Origin of the sequence: Actinomycetospora aeridis, from assembly GCF_037400275.1 — a bacterium.
GTDB lineage: Bacteria > Actinomycetota > Actinomycetes > Mycobacteriales > Pseudonocardiaceae > Actinomycetospora > Actinomycetospora aeridis.
In genome coordinates, this window is the sequence record NZ_JBBEGL010000007.1 from 53,898 (window position 1) to 68,807 (window position 14,910).

General features: G+C 74.0%; 17 protein-coding genes. 9 read left to right on the forward strand and 8 right to left on the reverse strand.

Annotation, left to right across the window (positions count from 1 at the left end):
* Position 1: 1 nt before the first annotated feature.
* The 3 genes from WCD41_RS23790 to WCD41_RS23800 all read right to left on the reverse strand — a co-directional run bounded on the left by WCD41_RS23790 (position 2) and on the right by WCD41_RS23800 (position 1,438).
* On the reverse strand, positions 2 to 301 hold the full coding sequence (locus WCD41_RS23790; protein ID WP_337717137.1) for a hypothetical protein: 300 nt from the start codon (positions 299 to 301) through the stop codon (positions 2 to 4).
* On the reverse strand, positions 298 to 516 hold the full coding sequence (locus WCD41_RS23795) for a hypothetical protein (RefSeq protein WP_337717139.1): 219 nt from the start codon (positions 514 to 516) through the stop codon (positions 298 to 300). The genes WCD41_RS23790 and WCD41_RS23795 overlap by 4 nt, the downstream gene beginning before the upstream one ends.
* Before the next feature lie 70 nt (positions 517 to 586).
* Complete coding sequence (locus WCD41_RS23800) at positions 587 to 1,438, reverse strand: aldo/keto reductase (RefSeq protein ID WP_337717142.1); 852 nt, start codon at positions 1,436 to 1,438, stop codon at positions 587 to 589.
* A gap of 75 nt (positions 1,439 to 1,513) precedes the next feature.
* On the opposite strand from WCD41_RS23800, the gene WCD41_RS23805 reads away from it, so the two are divergent.
* Entirely contained in the window at positions 1,514 to 2,815 is a 1,302-nt protein-coding gene (locus tag WCD41_RS23805; protein WP_337717143.1) for a PP2C family protein-serine/threonine phosphatase, read from the forward strand.
* 30 nt (positions 2,816 to 2,845) lie between these two features.
* Here WCD41_RS23805 and WCD41_RS23810 read toward each other — a convergent pair whose 3' ends face one another.
* The gene (locus tag WCD41_RS23810) at positions 2,846 to 3,457 is read right to left on the reverse strand and encodes a dihydrofolate reductase family protein (RefSeq protein ID WP_337717144.1); all 612 of its coding nucleotides are present in this window, start codon (positions 3,455 to 3,457) and stop codon (positions 2,846 to 2,848) included.
* Between the two features lie 110 nt (positions 3,458 to 3,567).
* Here WCD41_RS23810 and arr point away from each other — a divergent pair, with 110 nt between their 5' ends.
* Positions 3,568 to 3,996 (forward strand): NAD(+)--rifampin ADP-ribosyltransferase, encoded by a 429-nt coding sequence (gene arr, locus WCD41_RS23815; RefSeq protein WP_337717146.1) that lies wholly within the window; start codon positions 3,568 to 3,570, stop codon positions 3,994 to 3,996.
* On the opposite strand, the gene WCD41_RS23820 is transcribed toward arr, so the two are convergent.
* Positions 3,993 to 4,961: an aldo/keto reductase gene (locus tag WCD41_RS23820; RefSeq protein WP_337717148.1), complete on the reverse strand. Its 969-nt coding sequence runs from the start codon at positions 4,959 to 4,961 to the stop codon at positions 3,993 to 3,995. The two genes, arr and WCD41_RS23820, sit on opposite strands and share 4 nt — an antisense overlap.
* 44 nt (positions 4,962 to 5,005) lie before the next feature.
* Between WCD41_RS23820 and WCD41_RS23825 the strand changes: the two genes are divergently transcribed.
* Complete coding sequence (locus tag WCD41_RS23825; RefSeq protein ID WP_337717150.1) at positions 5,006 to 5,275, forward strand: DUF2277 domain-containing protein; 270 nt, start codon at positions 5,006 to 5,008, stop codon at positions 5,273 to 5,275.
* A 9-nt stretch (positions 5,276 to 5,284) separates the two neighbouring features.
* On the opposite strand, the gene WCD41_RS23830 is transcribed toward WCD41_RS23825, so the two are convergent.
* Positions 5,285 to 6,112: an SCO6745 family protein gene (locus WCD41_RS23830; protein WP_337717152.1), complete on the reverse strand. Its 828-nt coding sequence runs from the start codon at positions 6,110 to 6,112 to the stop codon at positions 5,285 to 5,287.
* A gap of 119 nt (positions 6,113 to 6,231) precedes the next feature.
* Between WCD41_RS23830 and WCD41_RS23835 the strand changes: the two genes are divergently transcribed.
* Genes WCD41_RS23835 through WCD41_RS23850 form a run of 4 tightly spaced genes read left to right on the forward strand, consistent with a single transcriptional unit; the run spans position 6,232 to position 11,172 of the window.
* Positions 6,232 to 8,916 carry a winged helix-turn-helix domain-containing protein gene (locus WCD41_RS23835; RefSeq protein ID WP_337717154.1) on the forward strand — a complete coding sequence of 895 codons (2,685 nt, stop codon included), beginning with the start codon at positions 6,232 to 6,234 and terminating at the stop codon, positions 8,914 to 8,916.
* Between the two features lie 59 nt (positions 8,917 to 8,975).
* Entirely contained in the window at positions 8,976 to 9,203 is a 228-nt protein-coding gene (locus WCD41_RS23840) for a DUF8691 family protein (RefSeq protein WP_337717156.1), read from the forward strand.
* An 11-nt stretch (positions 9,204 to 9,214) separates the two neighbouring features.
* On the forward strand, positions 9,215 to 9,958 hold the full coding sequence (locus WCD41_RS23845) for a DUF4386 domain-containing protein (RefSeq protein WP_337717158.1): 744 nt from the start codon (positions 9,215 to 9,217) through the stop codon (positions 9,956 to 9,958).
* 50 nt (positions 9,959 to 10,008) lie between these two features.
* Positions 10,009 to 11,172 carry an acyl-CoA dehydrogenase family protein gene (locus WCD41_RS23850; RefSeq protein ID WP_337717160.1) on the forward strand — a complete coding sequence of 388 codons (1,164 nt, stop codon included), beginning with the start codon at positions 10,009 to 10,011 and terminating at the stop codon, positions 11,170 to 11,172.
* Positions 11,173 to 11,190: 18 nt separating this feature from the next.
* On the opposite strand, the gene WCD41_RS23855 is transcribed toward WCD41_RS23850, so the two are convergent.
* Together WCD41_RS23855 and WCD41_RS23860 are read right to left on the reverse strand one after the other, a co-directional pair.
* A complete protein-coding gene (locus WCD41_RS23855; protein ID WP_337717162.1) occupies positions 11,191 to 12,600 on the reverse strand; it encodes a cytochrome P450 in 1,410 nt (469 codons plus the stop codon).
* Entirely contained in the window at positions 12,597 to 13,244 is a 648-nt protein-coding gene (locus tag WCD41_RS23860) for a TetR/AcrR family transcriptional regulator (protein ID WP_337717164.1), read from the reverse strand. Before WCD41_RS23860 ends, WCD41_RS23855 begins: the two co-directional genes overlap by 4 nt.
* Before the next feature lie 154 nt (positions 13,245 to 13,398).
* On the opposite strand from WCD41_RS23860, the gene WCD41_RS23865 reads away from it, so the two are divergent.
* The gene (locus WCD41_RS23865; protein WP_337717166.1) at positions 13,399 to 14,289 is read left to right on the forward strand and encodes a DUF2188 domain-containing protein; all 891 of its coding nucleotides are present in this window, start codon (positions 13,399 to 13,401) and stop codon (positions 14,287 to 14,289) included.
* A gap of 77 nt (positions 14,290 to 14,366) precedes the next feature.
* The gene (locus WCD41_RS23870; protein ID WP_337717168.1) at positions 14,367 to 14,909 is read left to right on the forward strand and encodes an NUDIX hydrolase; all 543 of its coding nucleotides are present in this window, start codon (positions 14,367 to 14,369) and stop codon (positions 14,907 to 14,909) included.
* Position 14,910: the final 1 nt, after the last annotated feature.

A 14,910-nucleotide genomic window follows, 5' to 3' on the forward strand; every position in this document is an offset into this window, starting at 1 on the left:
GTCAACGGAGCGGCCGCGGTCTCTTGAAGTAGATGGTCGTAGCGCTCGGGTAGGACTCCGCTTTCCCGTCTCCGAGGAATGCCCTCTTCGCGGTCTCGTAACTGACCATCTCCCAGCCGTACTGACCCATCCAGTTCGACCAGAAGAGCGGACGCGGCTCGCGCGCGTCGTCCTCGTCCGCGAGCACGACGCGATCGATTCCTGCGGTGATCTTCACCGTGTAGGAGTACCGCTTCTCGTGCTCGACCCACTTGCTCCTCGACTGGTAGGCGGCGTACTCCCACCCCGTCGGCGCGGTCACAGCAGCGCCGTCATCAGCAGCATGAAGTCCTCTTCCTGCCGCAAGGACTCCGCGGCCGACCATCCTTCGTACTGGTCCTGGGCGTGCTGCGCGTTCAGCGCGTTCTGGTACTCGTGGAAGCTCGCGAAACGGCTCGGGTCGACGGCACCGTGCGGGGCACCCAGAGCGTGGTCGTAGTTCGCTGGGGCGTTTCTCGGGTCGTCCCAGGGATGCATGTCGTCGCCCCACCATGCCGCGGAATCGGTCGGATGATCGATCGACGCCGGTCCGCCCGCTGTTACGCGGTCAGGTGTCCGACCCCGGGTCGTCCGGCACGGGCCCGATGCGCCCGGCGCCGTCGGGGACGTCGAGGCCGGCGATGGCCGCCAGGTCGTCGTCGGTGAGCTCGAGCTCGGCCGCGGCACGGTTCTCCGCGATGCGCTGCGGGGTGTCGGACTTGGGGATGACGATGTGGCCCTGCTGGAGGTGCCAGCGCAGGACCACCTGGGCAGGGGTGGCGTCGAGGCGCTCAGCGATCTCCCCCAGCACCGGCTCCTGCAGCACAGTGCCGCGCCCCAGCGGGCTCCAGGCCTCGGTACGCAGGCCGTGCGCGTCGTGCAGCGCCCGCATCTCGTGCTGCTGCAGGTGCGGGTGCAGCTCGATCTGGTTGACCGCCGGCACGGTCCCGCCGAGCACCAGGATCCGCTGCAGGTGCCCGGCCCGGAAGTTCGACACCCCGATCGCGCGGGCCCGGCGCTCCTCGTAGAGCTGCTCCATGCCCGACCACGTCTGCACGCACTCGGCGAAGGCGTCGGTCGGCCAGTGCACGAGGTACAGGTCGACGTGCTCGAGGCCGAGCCGGTCCAGGCTGGCCGCGGCGCAGTCCAGGGCGTGGTCACAGCCCTGGTGGCCGTTCCACACCTTGGTGGTGACGAACAGGTCCTCGCGCGGGAGGCCTGAGGCGGCGATGGCGCGCCCCACGCCGTCCTCGTTGCCGTAGACCGCGGCGGTGTCGATGCTGCGGTAGCCCTGCGCGAGGGCCTCGGACACCGACGCCTCGGCGTCGCGGGCCTCGGACACCCCGAAGCCCAGCTGCGGCATCCGCACGCCGTTGTTGAGCGTGATCGTGGCGTCGGCGCGACTCAGTGTCGACGACATGGTGCTCCCCGGTCGGTGGTGGAGCGACGCCGACGACGACGCCGACGCCTCCCCTTCACACCGTAGGGTCCGTGCGTGGCCAGGGACGAGCTGGAGTGGGGCGATGTCCTCACCGCGCTGACGGACCGGTCGCACCTGGTCGTCGGCGAGGGGCTGTCGGCGATGGTCGACGAGATCGTCGCGCCGCGGGGTCTGCGCGCCGACGTCCTGCTCGCGGACCTCGGCCAGGAGGTGCTGACCTCGGTGCGGGCCGACCCGCCGCCCCCGGTCGCGGTGGAGGGGACGCTGGCCGGGCGGGCGTTCCAGCACGGCGAGTTCGTCTCCGGCTTCACCGACGACGGCCGCCGGATCCTCTGGGTGCCGATGCTCGACGGCACCGAACGGGCCGGGGTCGTGCGCCTCGAGCTCGCCGACGACGTGGTCGACGACCTGGAGCTGCGCCGCCGCTGCTGGACGCTGTCGGGGGTGATGGGGCACATCGCGATCGGCAAGCTGCCCTACAGCGATCGCATCCGCCGCATCCGGGCGCCGCGCCCGCTCTCCGTTGCCGCCGAGCTGCTCTGGCAGCTGGTGCCGCCGCGGACCTTCGCGACGGAGAACGTCGTCGTCACCGCCCTCCTCGAGCCCTACGACCAGGTGGCCGGCGACGGCTACGACTACGTCGTCGACGCCGGGACCGCCTACGTCGCGGTGTTCGACGGCGTCGGGCACGACCTCGCGGCCGGGAGCGCGACGGCACTGGCCGTCAGCGCCATCCGCAACGCCCGCCGCCGCGGGGTGGAGGACCTCGCCGAGCTCGCCGCCGAGGCCGACGTCCAGATGCAGGCCGCCGGCACCCGTCCCCGGTTCGTCACCGCCGTCCTGGCCCGGCTGGACCTCGTCACCGGCGAGCTGCGCTACCTGGTCGCCGGCCACCCGCCCCCGCTGCTGCTGCGCCGCGGGCACCTGATCGAGGCGTTCGGGGCGGCCCCCGGTCTCCCCCTGGGCGTCGGGAACCGTGCCGAGGACGCCCAGGTGTCGGCCGAATGGCTCGAGCCCGACGACCGGGTCGTCTTCTACTCCGACGGCATCACCGAGGCCCGGGACGCCGATGGTCACTTCTTCGGCGAACGCCGGCTGGTCGACCTCTGCGAACGCGCCGAGCTCGACGAGGTCTCCGCGCCCGAGACCCTCCGGCGCCTCGCCGCCACGGTCCTCGAGCACCAGGGCGGGGTACTCCAGGACGACGCCACCCTGCTCATGCTGGACTGGTCGACCACCGGGCACGAACGGCTGCTGCCCTCGGTCGCCCGGGACACCGAGGCCGGCCCGCCCGGACGGCGTCCCGAGCAGGTGCCGGGTGCCGCCGCCGAGGGCTTCCGGACGCCCTCACGCTGACACCACGCCTCAGGACTCGAGACCAGACGCTCAGCCGCTGCCGACCCGTCGGTAGCGGATGTGGGTGGCCAGCGGCGAGTGCAGCACCTCGACGGGCTCGTAGTCGAAGGACTCGACACCGTCGAACATGCGCTCCCCGGCCCCGAGCAGGGTGGGGGCGATGTCGAGGGAGAACTCGTCGATCACGCCGGCGTTCAGTGCCTGCCGAACGGTGGAGGCGCCGCCGGCGATGTCCACGCCCCGGTCGCCGGCGGTCTCGAGCGCCCGCGCGTAGGCGGCGTCGAAGCCGTCGGTGACGAAGTGGAACGTCGTCCCGCCCTCCATCTCGATCGACTCGCGGGCGTGGTGGGTCAGCACGAACACCGGGGCGTGGTACGGCGGTTCCGCACCCCACCAGCCGCGCCAGTCCTCGTCCCACCCGCCGCGGACGGGCCCGAACATGTTCCGCCCCATCACGTAGGCGCCACGGGGGCGCATGAGCCAGCTGGTCGCGATCTCGTCGGCCTCGGTCGCCCGGGGGTCGCCGATGTGCCACCCGTGCACCTCGACGCCGCGCTTGCCGAGCGGGTCGTCACGGCTCTGGTCCGGTCCGGCGACGTAGCCGTCGAGGGAGATCGACATGTGGCAGGTGGTGTCCGTCATCGACACTCCCGGGTGATTGCGAGTTGCAAGTGGTCGGAGCACCGTAGATCGTCCGCCGGAGGAAGCGCAAACTCCCCGTCGGGCAGCGAGCACGACCAGGAGGACGGGACATGACGACCGGGCCGACCCCCTTCGAGATCCACGCACCGGGCGTCCTGCTGCACGGCACGAAGGCGGACCTCGCGGTGGGCGAGCTGCTGGTGCCCGGCCGGCTCTCGAACTTCGAGGAAGGCCGGGTGATGAACCACGTCTACGTGACCGAGACGCTCGACGCCGCGACCTGGGGAGCCGAGCTGGCCGCCGGTGAGGGCCGCGGACGCATCTACGTCGTGGAGCCCACCGGCCCGCTCGAGGACGACCCGAACGTCACCGACAAGAAGCTCCCCGGCAACCCCACCCGGTCCTACCGGACCCGCGAGCCCGTCCGCGTCGTCGGCGAGCTCGAGGACTGGACCGGCCACTCCCCCGAGCAGCTCCAGGAGATGGCGGACGGCCTCGCCGACCTCCGGCGACGCGGACTCGCGGTGATCTACGACTAGCGTTCGATGAGCGTCATCTGCGACTCGGTGTGGTGGCCGCCCTCGGCCGGGGGCAGCTCGTCGAGACGACGCCGCTGGTCGGCGGTGAGCTCTACGCCGTCGGCCGCCGCGTTCTCCTCGAGCCGGGTGACGCGCTTGGTGCCCGGGATCGGGGCGATGTCGCCTCCCCGGGACAGCAGCCAGGCCAGCGCGACCTGCGCGGGCGTGGCACCGACCTCGCCCGCCACCGCCCCGACCTCGTCGGCGAGGGCCAGGTTGCGCCGGAAGGCCTCGCCCACGAAGCGCGGGTTGTCCTTGCGGAAGTCGTCGTCGGCGAAGTCCTCGACCGTCCGGATCTGCCCGGTCAGGAAGCCGCGGCCCAGCGGGGAGTAGGCGACCAGCCCGATCCCGAGCCCGCGCAGCAGCGGCAGGATCTCCTCCTGGTCGCGGGTGAACAGCGAGTACTCCGACTGCAGCGCGGTGATCGGGTGGGTCGCGTGCGCGCGGCGGATCGTGTCGGTCCAGGCCTCCGACAGCCCGAGGTGACGGACCTTGCCGGCCTCGACCAGCTCGGCCATCGCCCCGACGGTCTCCTCGATCGGCGTGTCCGGGTCCACGCGGTGCTGGTAGTAGAGGTCGATGTGGTCGACGCCCAGGCGGCGCAACGACCCCTCGACGGCCGCCCGGACGTTCTCCGGGGTGGAGTCGGCGCCCTCGCGACCGGTGTGGGAGATCAGCCCGAACTTGGTGGCGAGCACGACCTCGTCGCGCCGGCCCCGGATCGCCCGCCCGACGAGCTCCTCGTTGACGTACGGCCCGTAGACCTCGGCGGTGTCGACGAAGGTGACCCCGAGGTCGAGGGCGCGGTGGATGGTGCGGATCGCCTCGTCGTCGTCGCTGCCGGCGCCGGTGTAGCCGTGGGACATGCCCATGGCGCCGAGGCCGAGGCGGCTGACCTCGAGGTGGCCGAGCTGCGCGTTCCTCATGTGGTGTCTCCTCCCAGCGGTGCTGTCTAGGGCACGATCGCAGCATGTGCCGCAACATCCGGGTCCTCCACAACTTCGAGCCCCCGGCCACCGACGGTGAGGTGCACGAGGCCGCGCTGCAGTACGTGCGCAAGATCAGCGGGGCGGCCCGGCCGTCGAAGGCCAACGAGGAGGCCTTCGCCCGGGCGGTCGCCGAGATCACGGCGAGCACCCGCGTGCTGCTCGACGAGCTGGTCACCACCGCCCCGCCGAAGGACCGCGAGGTCGAGGCGGAGAAGGCGCGGGAGCGGTCCCGCGAGCGCTACGGCCGCTGACCCGGGGCGTCACTGCGAGCCGGCGGCCACCAGCGTCGCGGTGATCGGCTCGAGCTCGGCGACCAGCTCGTCGAGCTCGGCGGGGGTCAGGGCGGCGTAGGGCGGGGCGGCGAGCTCGTCGGTCCGGGCCTCGATCCGGGCCTTCGTCGCGCGGCCGGCGTCGGTGAACCACCCGTCGGCGTCGACGAGCCCGCGCTCCCGCAGGCCGTCCATCACCGCGGCGAGACGCTCCGGTGGCAGGTGGTGGACGCGCCCGAACGACTCCGGCGGGTGGATGCCCATGTCCAGGGCCGAGAGCACGTGGGCCTCCGTGCTGCCGATCCGCTCGCCGAGCAGGGCGGCGACGTGCCCGTCACCGCGGTGCTCGCGCAGCATCGTCGCCGAGTGCCAGAGCCGCGCGACCGGATCGGCCGGCACCGGCATGCTGCGCATCCCGGCGAACATCACCCGGCCGTTCACCGGAGCGCCCGCGGCCGCCTTCGTGGCCAGGTCCGCGGCCCGCTCGAGGCCCGGAGAGCCGGCCAGTTCCGCGCGGAGGATCCGCCGCACCGAGGCCGCGCTCCCCCGCTCCCGCGCGGCGAACGACGCCTCGGGCGGGATGGTCGCCCACGCGCTCGGGATGTGGCGGGCGGTCTCACCGGGAGCGAAGCTGTAGAAGGCGGCGTCCACGACCTCGGCGGGCACCCGGCCGAGCGGCGCGGCGCGGCTGGCGAAGTAGCCGTCCCAGTACGTGCGGTGGCCGAGGGCGGCCAGCTCCTCGTTGCACTCCTCGGCGAAGTAGGTGACGAGGCAGATCGGCTCGAGGAGCTCGAACATGCGGCGGGCCGTGACGGTCATGGCGGGAGCCTCTCGCTCGGGGTGCGGGCCTTCGACAGGACGACGAACCGGGTGCCGCGGATTCGACATCGGCTCCGGGCACGTGTACGTCGTCGCTCCACGGGTGTAGACCGGCCGGTGTGGTGGGCCCGCTGCTGGAGAGCAAGTACCGGCGCCCGGCCCGCCGTCCGGGCACCGTGGCCCGCGCCCGGCTGACCGGGGCGCTCGACGGCGTCCTGCGCGCGGCGCTGACGGTCGTGTCCGCGCCACCCGGGTTCGGCAAGTCGACGCTGCTGGCCGACTGGCTCGCCACGGTCGGGGAGGACGTGGCCGCCGTCGCCTGGTTGTCGCTCGACGAGCGCGACGACGACGCCGTGCGCTTCTGGACCTACGTCGTCGCCGCGATCCGGGCCTCGGGGGCGGGCGTCGGCGACGGCGCGCTCGGGCTGCTGGCGCCGGGCTCGCCGTCGGCGGAGCCCGCGCTCGTCGCCCTCCTCAACGACGTCGGAGCCATGCCCCGTGACCTCGTGCTCGTCCTCGACGACCTCCACCTCGTGACCGCACCCGAGGTCCACGACGGGATCGCGTTCCTCCTCGAGCACCGGCCACCGCAGCTGCACCTGGTGCTGGCCACCCGGGTCGACCCGCCGCTGTCCCTCTCCCGGTGGCGGGCGCGGGGCGAGCTGCTCGAGCTCCGGTCCGCCGATCTCCGCTTCACCGGGCAGGAGGCCGCGACCTACCTCAACGGCCCCATGGGCCTGACCCTCTCCGCGGGCGACGTCGCGACCCTGGACGGGCGCGCCGAGGGCTGGATCGCGGCGCTGCAGCTGGCCGCGCTGTCGATGCGAGGCCGCGACGACGTCGGCGCGTTCATCACGCGGTTCGCGGGCGACGACCGCCACGTCGTCGACTACCTGACCGAGGAGGTGCTGGCCCGCCAGCCGCCGGACGTCCGGGACTTCCTGCTCGACACGTCGATCCTCGAGCGGCTCACGGGCCCGCTGTGCGACGCCGTCACCGGTCGAGAGGGTGGCCGGGCGATGCTCGCGACCCTCGAGCGCGCCAACCTGTTCCTGGTCCCACTCGACGACCGCCGCCGGTGGTACCGCTACCACCACCTGTTCGCCGACGTCCTGCGCGCGCACCTCGCCGAGGAGCGCGCGGCGTCGCTGCCCGATCTGCACCGGCGGGCGAGCCGATGGCTCGCCGAGGCCGGCGACCTCGTCGCCGCCGTCGACCACGCCCTCGCCGGCGGGCACGTCGACCACGCCGCGGACCTCATGGAACGCGGCACGCCCGCGATGCGCCGCGAGCGGCGGGAGGCCGAGCTCGGCCGCTGGGTGCGGTCGCTGCCCGACGAGGTCGTGCGGGTGCGCCCGGTCCTCGCGATGGCCTTCGTCGGCGCCCTCGCGCAGGTGTCGGACTTCGCCACCGTCGAGCAGCGCCTGGGCGACGTCGAGCACGCGGTGCGACCGGACGGCGGCGCCTGGCCGGAGGAGCCCCCGCCCGGGCTCGTCGTGGTCGACGAGGAGGGCTACCGGTCGATCCCCGCCGGGCTGGAGGTGTACCGGGCGGCGCTCGCACTGCGGCGGGGCGACCTCGACGCGGCGGCCGGCCACGCGCGCGACGGTCTGGCGCTCGCCCCGGCGTCCGACGACCTGGTCCGGGCCGCGGCCGGTGCGCTCGGGGGGCTCGCGTCGTGGGCGCGCGGCGACCTCGTCGCGGCCGAGGCCGCGTACGTCGCGTCGGTCGCCGGCCTGCACCGGGCCGGCTTCGTCGCCGACGTCCTCGGCTGCTGCATCGCCCTCGGCGACATCCGGCGCACGCTCGGACGGACCGGCGACGCCGAACGCCTGTACCGGTGGGCGCTCGACCTGACCGACCCGGCTGCGCCGGTGCGGGGCACCGCCGACATGCACGTCGCCCTCGCCGGCGTGCTGCTCGAGCGCGACGACCTCACCGGCGCCGCCGGGCACCTGGACGCGGCCCGCGGGCTCGGCGAGCACCGCGGCCTGCCGCAGAACCCGTACCGGTCGCGGGTGGCCGCGGCCCGGCTCGCCGAGGCCCGCGGCGACCTCGACACGGCCCTCGCCCTGCTCGACGAGGCCGAACGGCTCCACGACGGCGACTACTCTCCCGAGGTGGCGCCCGTTCCCGCGGTCCGTGCCCGGCTGCGCATCAGACGCGGCGAGCTGCACGACGCCGAGACCTGGGCCCGGCACCTGTCGCCCGACGACGAGCCGACCTACCTCCGCGAGTACGAGCACCTCACCCTCGCCCGGCTGCTCCTGGCCCGGCGCGACGACGCCGCAGGCCTCCTCGAGCGGCTCCGGGTGGCCGCCGAGCAGGGCGCGCGGACCGGGAGCCTGGTCGAGGTCCTCGTGCTGCAGGCGCGGGCCGCGCAGGTCCGCGGTGACATGCCGTCGGCGCTGGGCGTCCTGCGGCGCGCCCTCGGGCTGGCGGAGCCGGCCGGGCTCGTCCGGGTCATCACCGAGGAGGGCCCGCCGATCGCGATGCTCCTGCGGGCGCTGCCGAAGCAGGACCCGGCGTACGGGTCGGCCCGCCGTCTCCTCGCCCGTCTCGAGGCCACCGAGGGCGGCCCCGCCCCCCGGTCGCTCGTCGACCCGCTCAGCGACCGCGAGCTCGACGTCCTGCGCCTGCTCGGCTCCGACCTCGACGGGCCGGACATCGCCCGCGAGCTGTCGGTCTCGCTGAACACGATGCGGACCCACACCAAGGCCATCTACGCGAAGCTCGGCGTCGGCAGCCGGCGCGCCGCCGTGCGCCGGGCCCACGAGCTCGGCGTGCTCCCGCACCGTCGCTGACCGTCACTCACCAGCTGTGGTGAGGACCGCTCACCACGTCGGCGCCCATCGTTCCCGCCATGAGCAGCCGGGAGCCCCGCCGCTACGCGATCCGGGTGCGGGGACGTCTCGCCCCGCGCTGGGCGCCGTGGTTCGAGGGGATGGCCCTCGTCCCGCAGGACGACGGCACCACCGTCATCGACGGCCCCGTCGCCGACCAGCCCGCGCTCCACGGCCTGCTCCGCACGATCAGCGACCTCGGCCTGCCCCTCGTCTCGGTCACCGCGACCGACGAGCCCACCCTCTGAAGGAGAACGCCATGACCACCGACGTCCGCACCGCGCCACCGACGACCCACCGGCCCGACCCGACGAGGAGGATCGCCCTCGCCGGCGGCCTGCTCTACCTCGTCACCTTCGCCGCCTCGATCCCGCAGCTCGCGCTGTTCGCCGACCTCGTCGCCGACCCCGTCGCCTTCGTGAGCACCCCCGGCAGCAACACCGCCGTGCTGTGGGGCTCGTGGCTCGAGGTGATCACTGCGCTCTCCGGCGTCGGCACCGCGCTCGCGCTCTACCCGGTCACCCGGCGGGTCAGCCGGACCGCGGCGATCGGCTTCGTCAGCTCCCGCGTCGTCGAGGCCGGGATGATCCTCGTCGGCGTCCTGTGCGTGCTCAGCCTCGTCGCCCTGCGCGGCGACCTCGCCGGGGCCGTGGGGGCCGAGGCCGGCGCGCTCGGTGTCGTCGGTCAGGCGCTGGTGGAGGTCCGGCAGTGGTCGTTCCTGGTGGGCCCCGGCCTGATCCCGGGCCTCAACGCGCTGTTCCTCGGCTACGTGATGTACCGGTCGCGCCTGGTCCCCCGCATCATCCCGACCGTCGGGCTCGTGGGCGCCCCGCTGATCATCATGTCGGCCACCGTCACCATGCTCGGCGGCTGGGACCAGGTGTCGGTGGCCGGCAGCCTGTGCGCGCTGCCGATCGCGCTGTGGGAGTTCTCGCTGGGCGTGTGGCTGACCGTCAAGGGCTTCCGCCCGACGGCGGCCGCGGCCACCGCCCGGGCCGCGTGACCCCGGTTCCCGGTCTACGTTGATCGGGCCGCCCGCGAGAGGACACCGCCATGCCAGAGCTCGGCACCGAGGAGCAGGCCGTCGTCGACCTCGTCCGCGAGTTCGTCGACCGTGAGGTCAAGCCGCAGGTCCGCGAGATGGAGCACGCGAACTCCTACCCGGAGAAGTTCATCGAGCAGATGAAGGAGCTCGGGATCTTCGGACTTGCGATCCCGGAGCCGTGGGGCGAGGTCCCGGTCTCCATGCCCTGCTACGCCCTCGTGACCGCCGAGCTCGCCCGCGGCTGGATGAGCCTCGCCGGGGCGATGGGCGGGCACACCGTCGTCGCGAAGCTCCTCGTCGAGTTCGGCACGCGCGAGCAGCAGGACCGCTACCTGCCCCGCCTGGCCACCGGTGAGCTCCGCGCGACCATGGCGCTCACCGAGCCGGGCGGCGGGTCCGACCTGCAGGCGATGACCACCGTCGCCCGGGGCGCCGACGACGGCGGCTACGTCGTCGACGGCGCCAAGACGTGGATCACCAACTCGCGGCGCTCGGGGCTCATCGCGCTGATGTGCAAGACCGACCCGCAGGCGCAGCCCAAGCACCAGGGCGTGTCGATCCTGCTCGTCGAGCACGGTCCGGGCCTGACGGTGTCGAAGGACCTGCCGAAGATGGGCTACAAGGGCGTCGAGTCCTGCGAGCTCGTCTTCGAGGGCTACCGGGCCCCGGCCGACGCGCTGCTCGGCGGCGTCGAGGGCAAGGGCTTCGCGCAGATGATGAAGGGCCTGGAGACCGGGCGCATCCAGGTCGCCTCGCGCGCCCTCGGCGTCGGCAACGCCGCCCTGGAGGACGCCCTGCGCTACGCCCAGGAGCGCGAGACCTTCGGCAAGCCCATCTGGCAGCACCAGTCGATCGGCAACTACCTCGCCGACATGGCCACCAAGCTCACCGCCGCGCGCCAGCTCATCCTCTACGCGGCGGAGAAGTACGACGCCGGGCAACGCTGCGACATGGAGGCGGGCATGGCGAAGCTCTTCACCTCCGAGGTCGCCATGGAGGTCGCGCTGAACGCGGTGCGGATCCACGGCGGGTACGGCTACTCGACCGAGTTCGACGTCGAGCGCTACTTCCGCGACGCCCCGCTGATGATCGTCGGGGAGGGCACCAACGAGATCCAGCGCAACGTCATCGCCTCCCAGCTCGTCAAGCGCGGCGGGCTCGACCGCTGGTGACGGCGTTGCCCAGGTTGCTCAGGGCCGCTCGAGGCGCAGGGGCAGGTGGTCGGCCGGCGTCGGGCCCGTCGTCAGCCCGACCGGCATGACGTAGTCCGCCGGCACCGACCAGCGGAACCGCCGCAGCATCGCGTGCATGATCGCCTTGACCTCCATGCCGCCGAAGTGCAGGCCGATGCACTTGTGCACACCGCCGCCGAACGGCATCCACGCGAAGCGGTGCGACTTGTCCTCGGCCCGCTCGGGCGCGAAGCGGTCGGGGTCGAACTCGTCGGGGCGGTCCCACCACGGCTCCATGCGCTGCGAGGCGTGGATGCCGAGCGACATCAGCGTGCCGGCGGGGATGTGGAAGCCCTGCAGCTCGGCGTCGCGGACCGTGATGCGGGCGAGCTGGCCCACCGGCGCGTACATCCGCAGGGTCTCGCGCATCGCCAGGTCCAGCGAGACCAGGGAGTCGAGCTCCGCGGACGTGAGGTCGTCGCTGTCGAGCGCGAGCGACTCCGCGCGCAGCTTCTCCTGCCACTCCGGGTTCCTGGCCAGCAGGTAGCACATCATCGACAGCGTGATCGTCGACGTGTCGTGCGCGGCCATCAGCAGGAAGATCATGTGGTTGACGACGTCGTCGTCGGAGAACGTCTCGCCCTCGTCGCTGCGCGCCCGGCACAGCACGCTGAACATGTCGCGGCCCTCGCCCGCGCGCTTGGCGGGGATCTGGGCGGCGAAGTAGTCCTCGAGGAGCTTCCGGCCGTCGAGACCCCGCTTCCAGGAGCCGCCCGGGACCGGCGCGCGGACCACCGCGACCCCGGCGTGCACGGTGTCGACGAAGGCGCGGTTGACGCGGTCCGCCCGCGGGCCGAGCTCGTCGCCGACGAACACCTCGGTGCCGATGTCGAGGGTCATCTGCTTGATGCGGTCGTAGATCCGGATGCCGTCGCCGGTGGTCCAGTCGTCGAGGCTGCGCCGGATGCGCGGGTTCATGACCTGGAGGTACTCGGCGAGCCGGTCGCGGGTGAACGCCTCCTGCAGGATGCGCCGGTGGGTGCGGTGCTCCTCGAAGTCCAGCAGCATCACGCCGCGGCGGAAGAACGGCCCGATGAAGAAGCCCCAGCCGTCGGCGTTGCCGAAGTACTTGTCCTTGTTGACGAGCACCTGGCCGAGCGCGTCGGGCCCCAGCACCGCCACCAGGGGCCGCCCGAAGGCGCCGGTCCACGACACCGGCCCGTACTTCTCGTAGCGCTGCCGTGCGAAGCCGAGCATGTCCGCCGCGAACTCCAGGGACCGCCCGACGAGGGGGGCGCCGAAGTCGCCGGGGACCGCCGCGAGGTCGCTGCCCGGGGGCGGCGGCGCGAGCGGCGCGGACCGCGAGGGCACGCGGCTGACGGCGTTCGCCACGACCTGCTGGGCGTGGTGGGCCAGCATCGAGGTCATCGTTGCTCCCGGATCTCGGCGCCGTGGACCTCGGCGCAGTGGTGGTCGGCCGCGGCCACGACGAGGCGGGCGCAGCGGGTGAGGAGCGCGTCGACGTCCGCGTCGAGGCGGCCGTCGAGCCAGAACCCGACGGCGTCGACGACGCCGCCGGTCAGCACGAGCGTGGTGAGCTGCAGGTCCTCGCGCCGCAGCTCCGGGTGCGCCTCGGCGATCAGGCGCGCCAGCAGGGCCGCGAAGGCGGCGATGGTGTCCTGCCGGCGTCCGGCGAGCTCGGGGTGGCCGATCGCCTCCCGGTAGAGGCGGGCACTTCGCGGGTCGTCGCCGAGCAGCGTTGTGGTGGCGCCGATGGCCGCCCGGGCGCGGGCCTCGAGGTGGGCGGCCGGGACGGCCTCGGCGGCGCGGACGGCGTGGTCGAGCGCGGTGGCGGCGACGCTGTCGAAGAGGGCCTCGAGCAGGTCCTCGCGGCGGGCGAAGGACTCGTAGAAGTAGCGCTCGGTCAGTCCCGCGGCGCGGCACACGGCGGTCATCGTGAAGTCCCGGACCCCGCGGTCGCCGACGACGTCGAGCGCCGCGGCGACCAGGCGCGCCCGCCGATCGGCCACGCGCTCGGTCGCGCTCGCGCCCTGGAAGGTCCGGGTGACCACGCGAGCATCCTGACAGGACGTCCTGTCAGAAGGGAAGGGGCAACACCCGCCGTGTGGACGCCCGCGCGACACCGGGGCTTCCGGCGGCCCACAGAGGCCGTCCACCCGCCGGGGCGACAGTGATCGGGAGACCGACCACCAGGAGGAGCGCCGGATGTCCGATCGCCACGTCAAGCCCGCCGACGACGGCTGGGCCGTCGAGAAGCCCGACGCCCAGCGCTCGAGCGCGAAGGCGCCGACGCAGGCCGAGGCGATCAAGCGCGCGGTGGAGATCGTCGCCAACGACGGCGGCGGCGAGGTCGTCGTGCACGGCACCGACGGCGACGTCCGCGAGACCCGCACCGTCGACGCCGACGCCGACAACACCGACGCGATCGCCGCGAAGCTCGCCGCGACCGCCGCCGGCACCGGCGCCCGGGTCACGGCCGAGGCCGCGGCGGACGAGGTCTCGGACGCCGCGGACGACATCGCCGACGACGCCTCGATCACGGCGAAGAAGGTGGCCGGCCACACCCGCACCGGCGCCGAGCGCGCCGGCGCGACCGCGGAGGCCGGCGCGTCCGGGATCGGCGACGAGATCGACGCCGCGCGCCGGGGCGAGAAGGGCCTCGAGGCCGCGGCCCGCGACGGCGCCACCATCGCCCGCACCACCGGCGCCCAGATCGGCGAGCAGGCCGACCGGACCGGCCGCCAGGTCGCCGGGGAGGCCCGGGCCGCCGTGGACCGCGCCGCGACCCGGGTCGAGGCCACCGCCGAGGAGGCCGGCGACCACCTCGTCGCCGGCGCCGACCGGGCCGCGACCGTCGGCGCCGGCGTCGGGCAGCGGGCCGAGACCGCCGCCGACCGCGTCGGTCAGCAGATCCACGCCGCCACCGAGGCCGCCGCCGCACCGCTGGACCGGGTCGCGCAGGCGCTCAACCCCGTGCGCCTCACCGGCCGGGCGATCGGGGTGGTGGCCGCGGGCGGGCTGCACCTCCTCGGCCTCGGCGCCACGCGCGGCACGGCCGCCGCGCAGCGCGGCGCCCGCGAGATCACCGGCCGCTGAGCGCTCTCGGCGCGCGCGCAGCCCGGTGTTCGCGTGTCGGCCACCTTCCGTACACCTGTGCGTCCGAGTCTTGTCGCGTGGGCAGCGGCGGGGTGGCGGACGGGGCGGTCCCGCGATCGGCGTGGTCGCCGCCGCGGCGGATCGAGTTCTGGGGCGACACGCCTCCGGCCACCGCCGTCGTGGCGCTCGCCTTCACCCTCGTCCGCGACGGCACCGGGCGCGTCCTGCTGGTCCGCCGGATCGACACCGGCAACTGGGAGCTCCCCGGCGGCACCATCGAGACCGGCGAGACCGCCACGGCCGCTGCCGTGCGGGAGGTGCTCGAGGAGACCGCGGTCGCGATCACCGTGACCGGCCTGGCCGGGGTGTTCTGCGACCCCTCCCACGTCGTCGTCTACCCCGAGTCGGGGCAGGCGCGCCAGCAGCACGTCACCCTGCTGCACGCCGCGCCGGTGCCCGGCGACGCGGGCGAGCCGACCCCCGACGGCGAGGAGACCGACGCCGCCCGGTGGGTCGAGCTCGACGACCTGGCCGGCTTCCCGATCCACCCCTCGGTGCACCGGCGCCTCGACCACGCGCTGCGTCACCTCCGCGGTGACGCCGACGTCCACGTCGACTGAC

Excerpts from the sequence above, each read along its gene's own strand:
- WCD41_RS23795 (WP_337717139.1), bottom strand. The coding sequence starts at position 516 with ATGCATCCCTGGGACGACCCGAGAAACGCCCCAGCGAACTACGACCAC.
- WCD41_RS23800 (WP_337717142.1), bottom strand. The coding sequence starts at position 1,438 with ATGTCGTCGACACTGAGTCGCGCCGACGCCACGATCACGCTCAACAAC.
- WCD41_RS23810 (WP_337717144.1), bottom strand. The coding sequence starts at position 3,457 with ATGACGGACACCACCTGCCACATGTCGATCTCCCTCGACGGCTACGTC.
- arr (WP_337717146.1), top strand. The coding sequence starts at position 3,568 with ATGACGACCGGGCCGACCCCCTTCGAGATCCACGCACCGGGCGTCCTG.
- WCD41_RS23820 (WP_337717148.1), bottom strand. The coding sequence starts at position 4,961 with ATGAGGAACGCGCAGCTCGGCCACCTCGAGGTCAGCCGCCTCGGCCTC.
- WCD41_RS23825 (WP_337717150.1), top strand. The coding sequence starts at position 5,006 with ATGTGCCGCAACATCCGGGTCCTCCACAACTTCGAGCCCCCGGCCACC.
- WCD41_RS23830 (WP_337717152.1), bottom strand. The coding sequence starts at position 6,112 with ATGACCGTCACGGCCCGCCGCATGTTCGAGCTCCTCGAGCCGATCTGC.
- WCD41_RS23840 (WP_337717156.1), top strand. The coding sequence starts at position 8,976 with ATGAGCAGCCGGGAGCCCCGCCGCTACGCGATCCGGGTGCGGGGACGT.
- WCD41_RS23845 (WP_337717158.1), top strand. The coding sequence starts at position 9,215 with ATGACCACCGACGTCCGCACCGCGCCACCGACGACCCACCGGCCCGAC.
- WCD41_RS23850 (WP_337717160.1), top strand. The coding sequence starts at position 10,009 with ATGCCAGAGCTCGGCACCGAGGAGCAGGCCGTCGTCGACCTCGTCCGC.
- WCD41_RS23855 (WP_337717162.1), bottom strand. The coding sequence starts at position 12,600 with ATGACCTCGATGCTGGCCCACCACGCCCAGCAGGTCGTGGCGAACGCC.
- WCD41_RS23865 (WP_337717166.1), top strand. The coding sequence starts at position 13,399 with ATGTCCGATCGCCACGTCAAGCCCGCCGACGACGGCTGGGCCGTCGAG.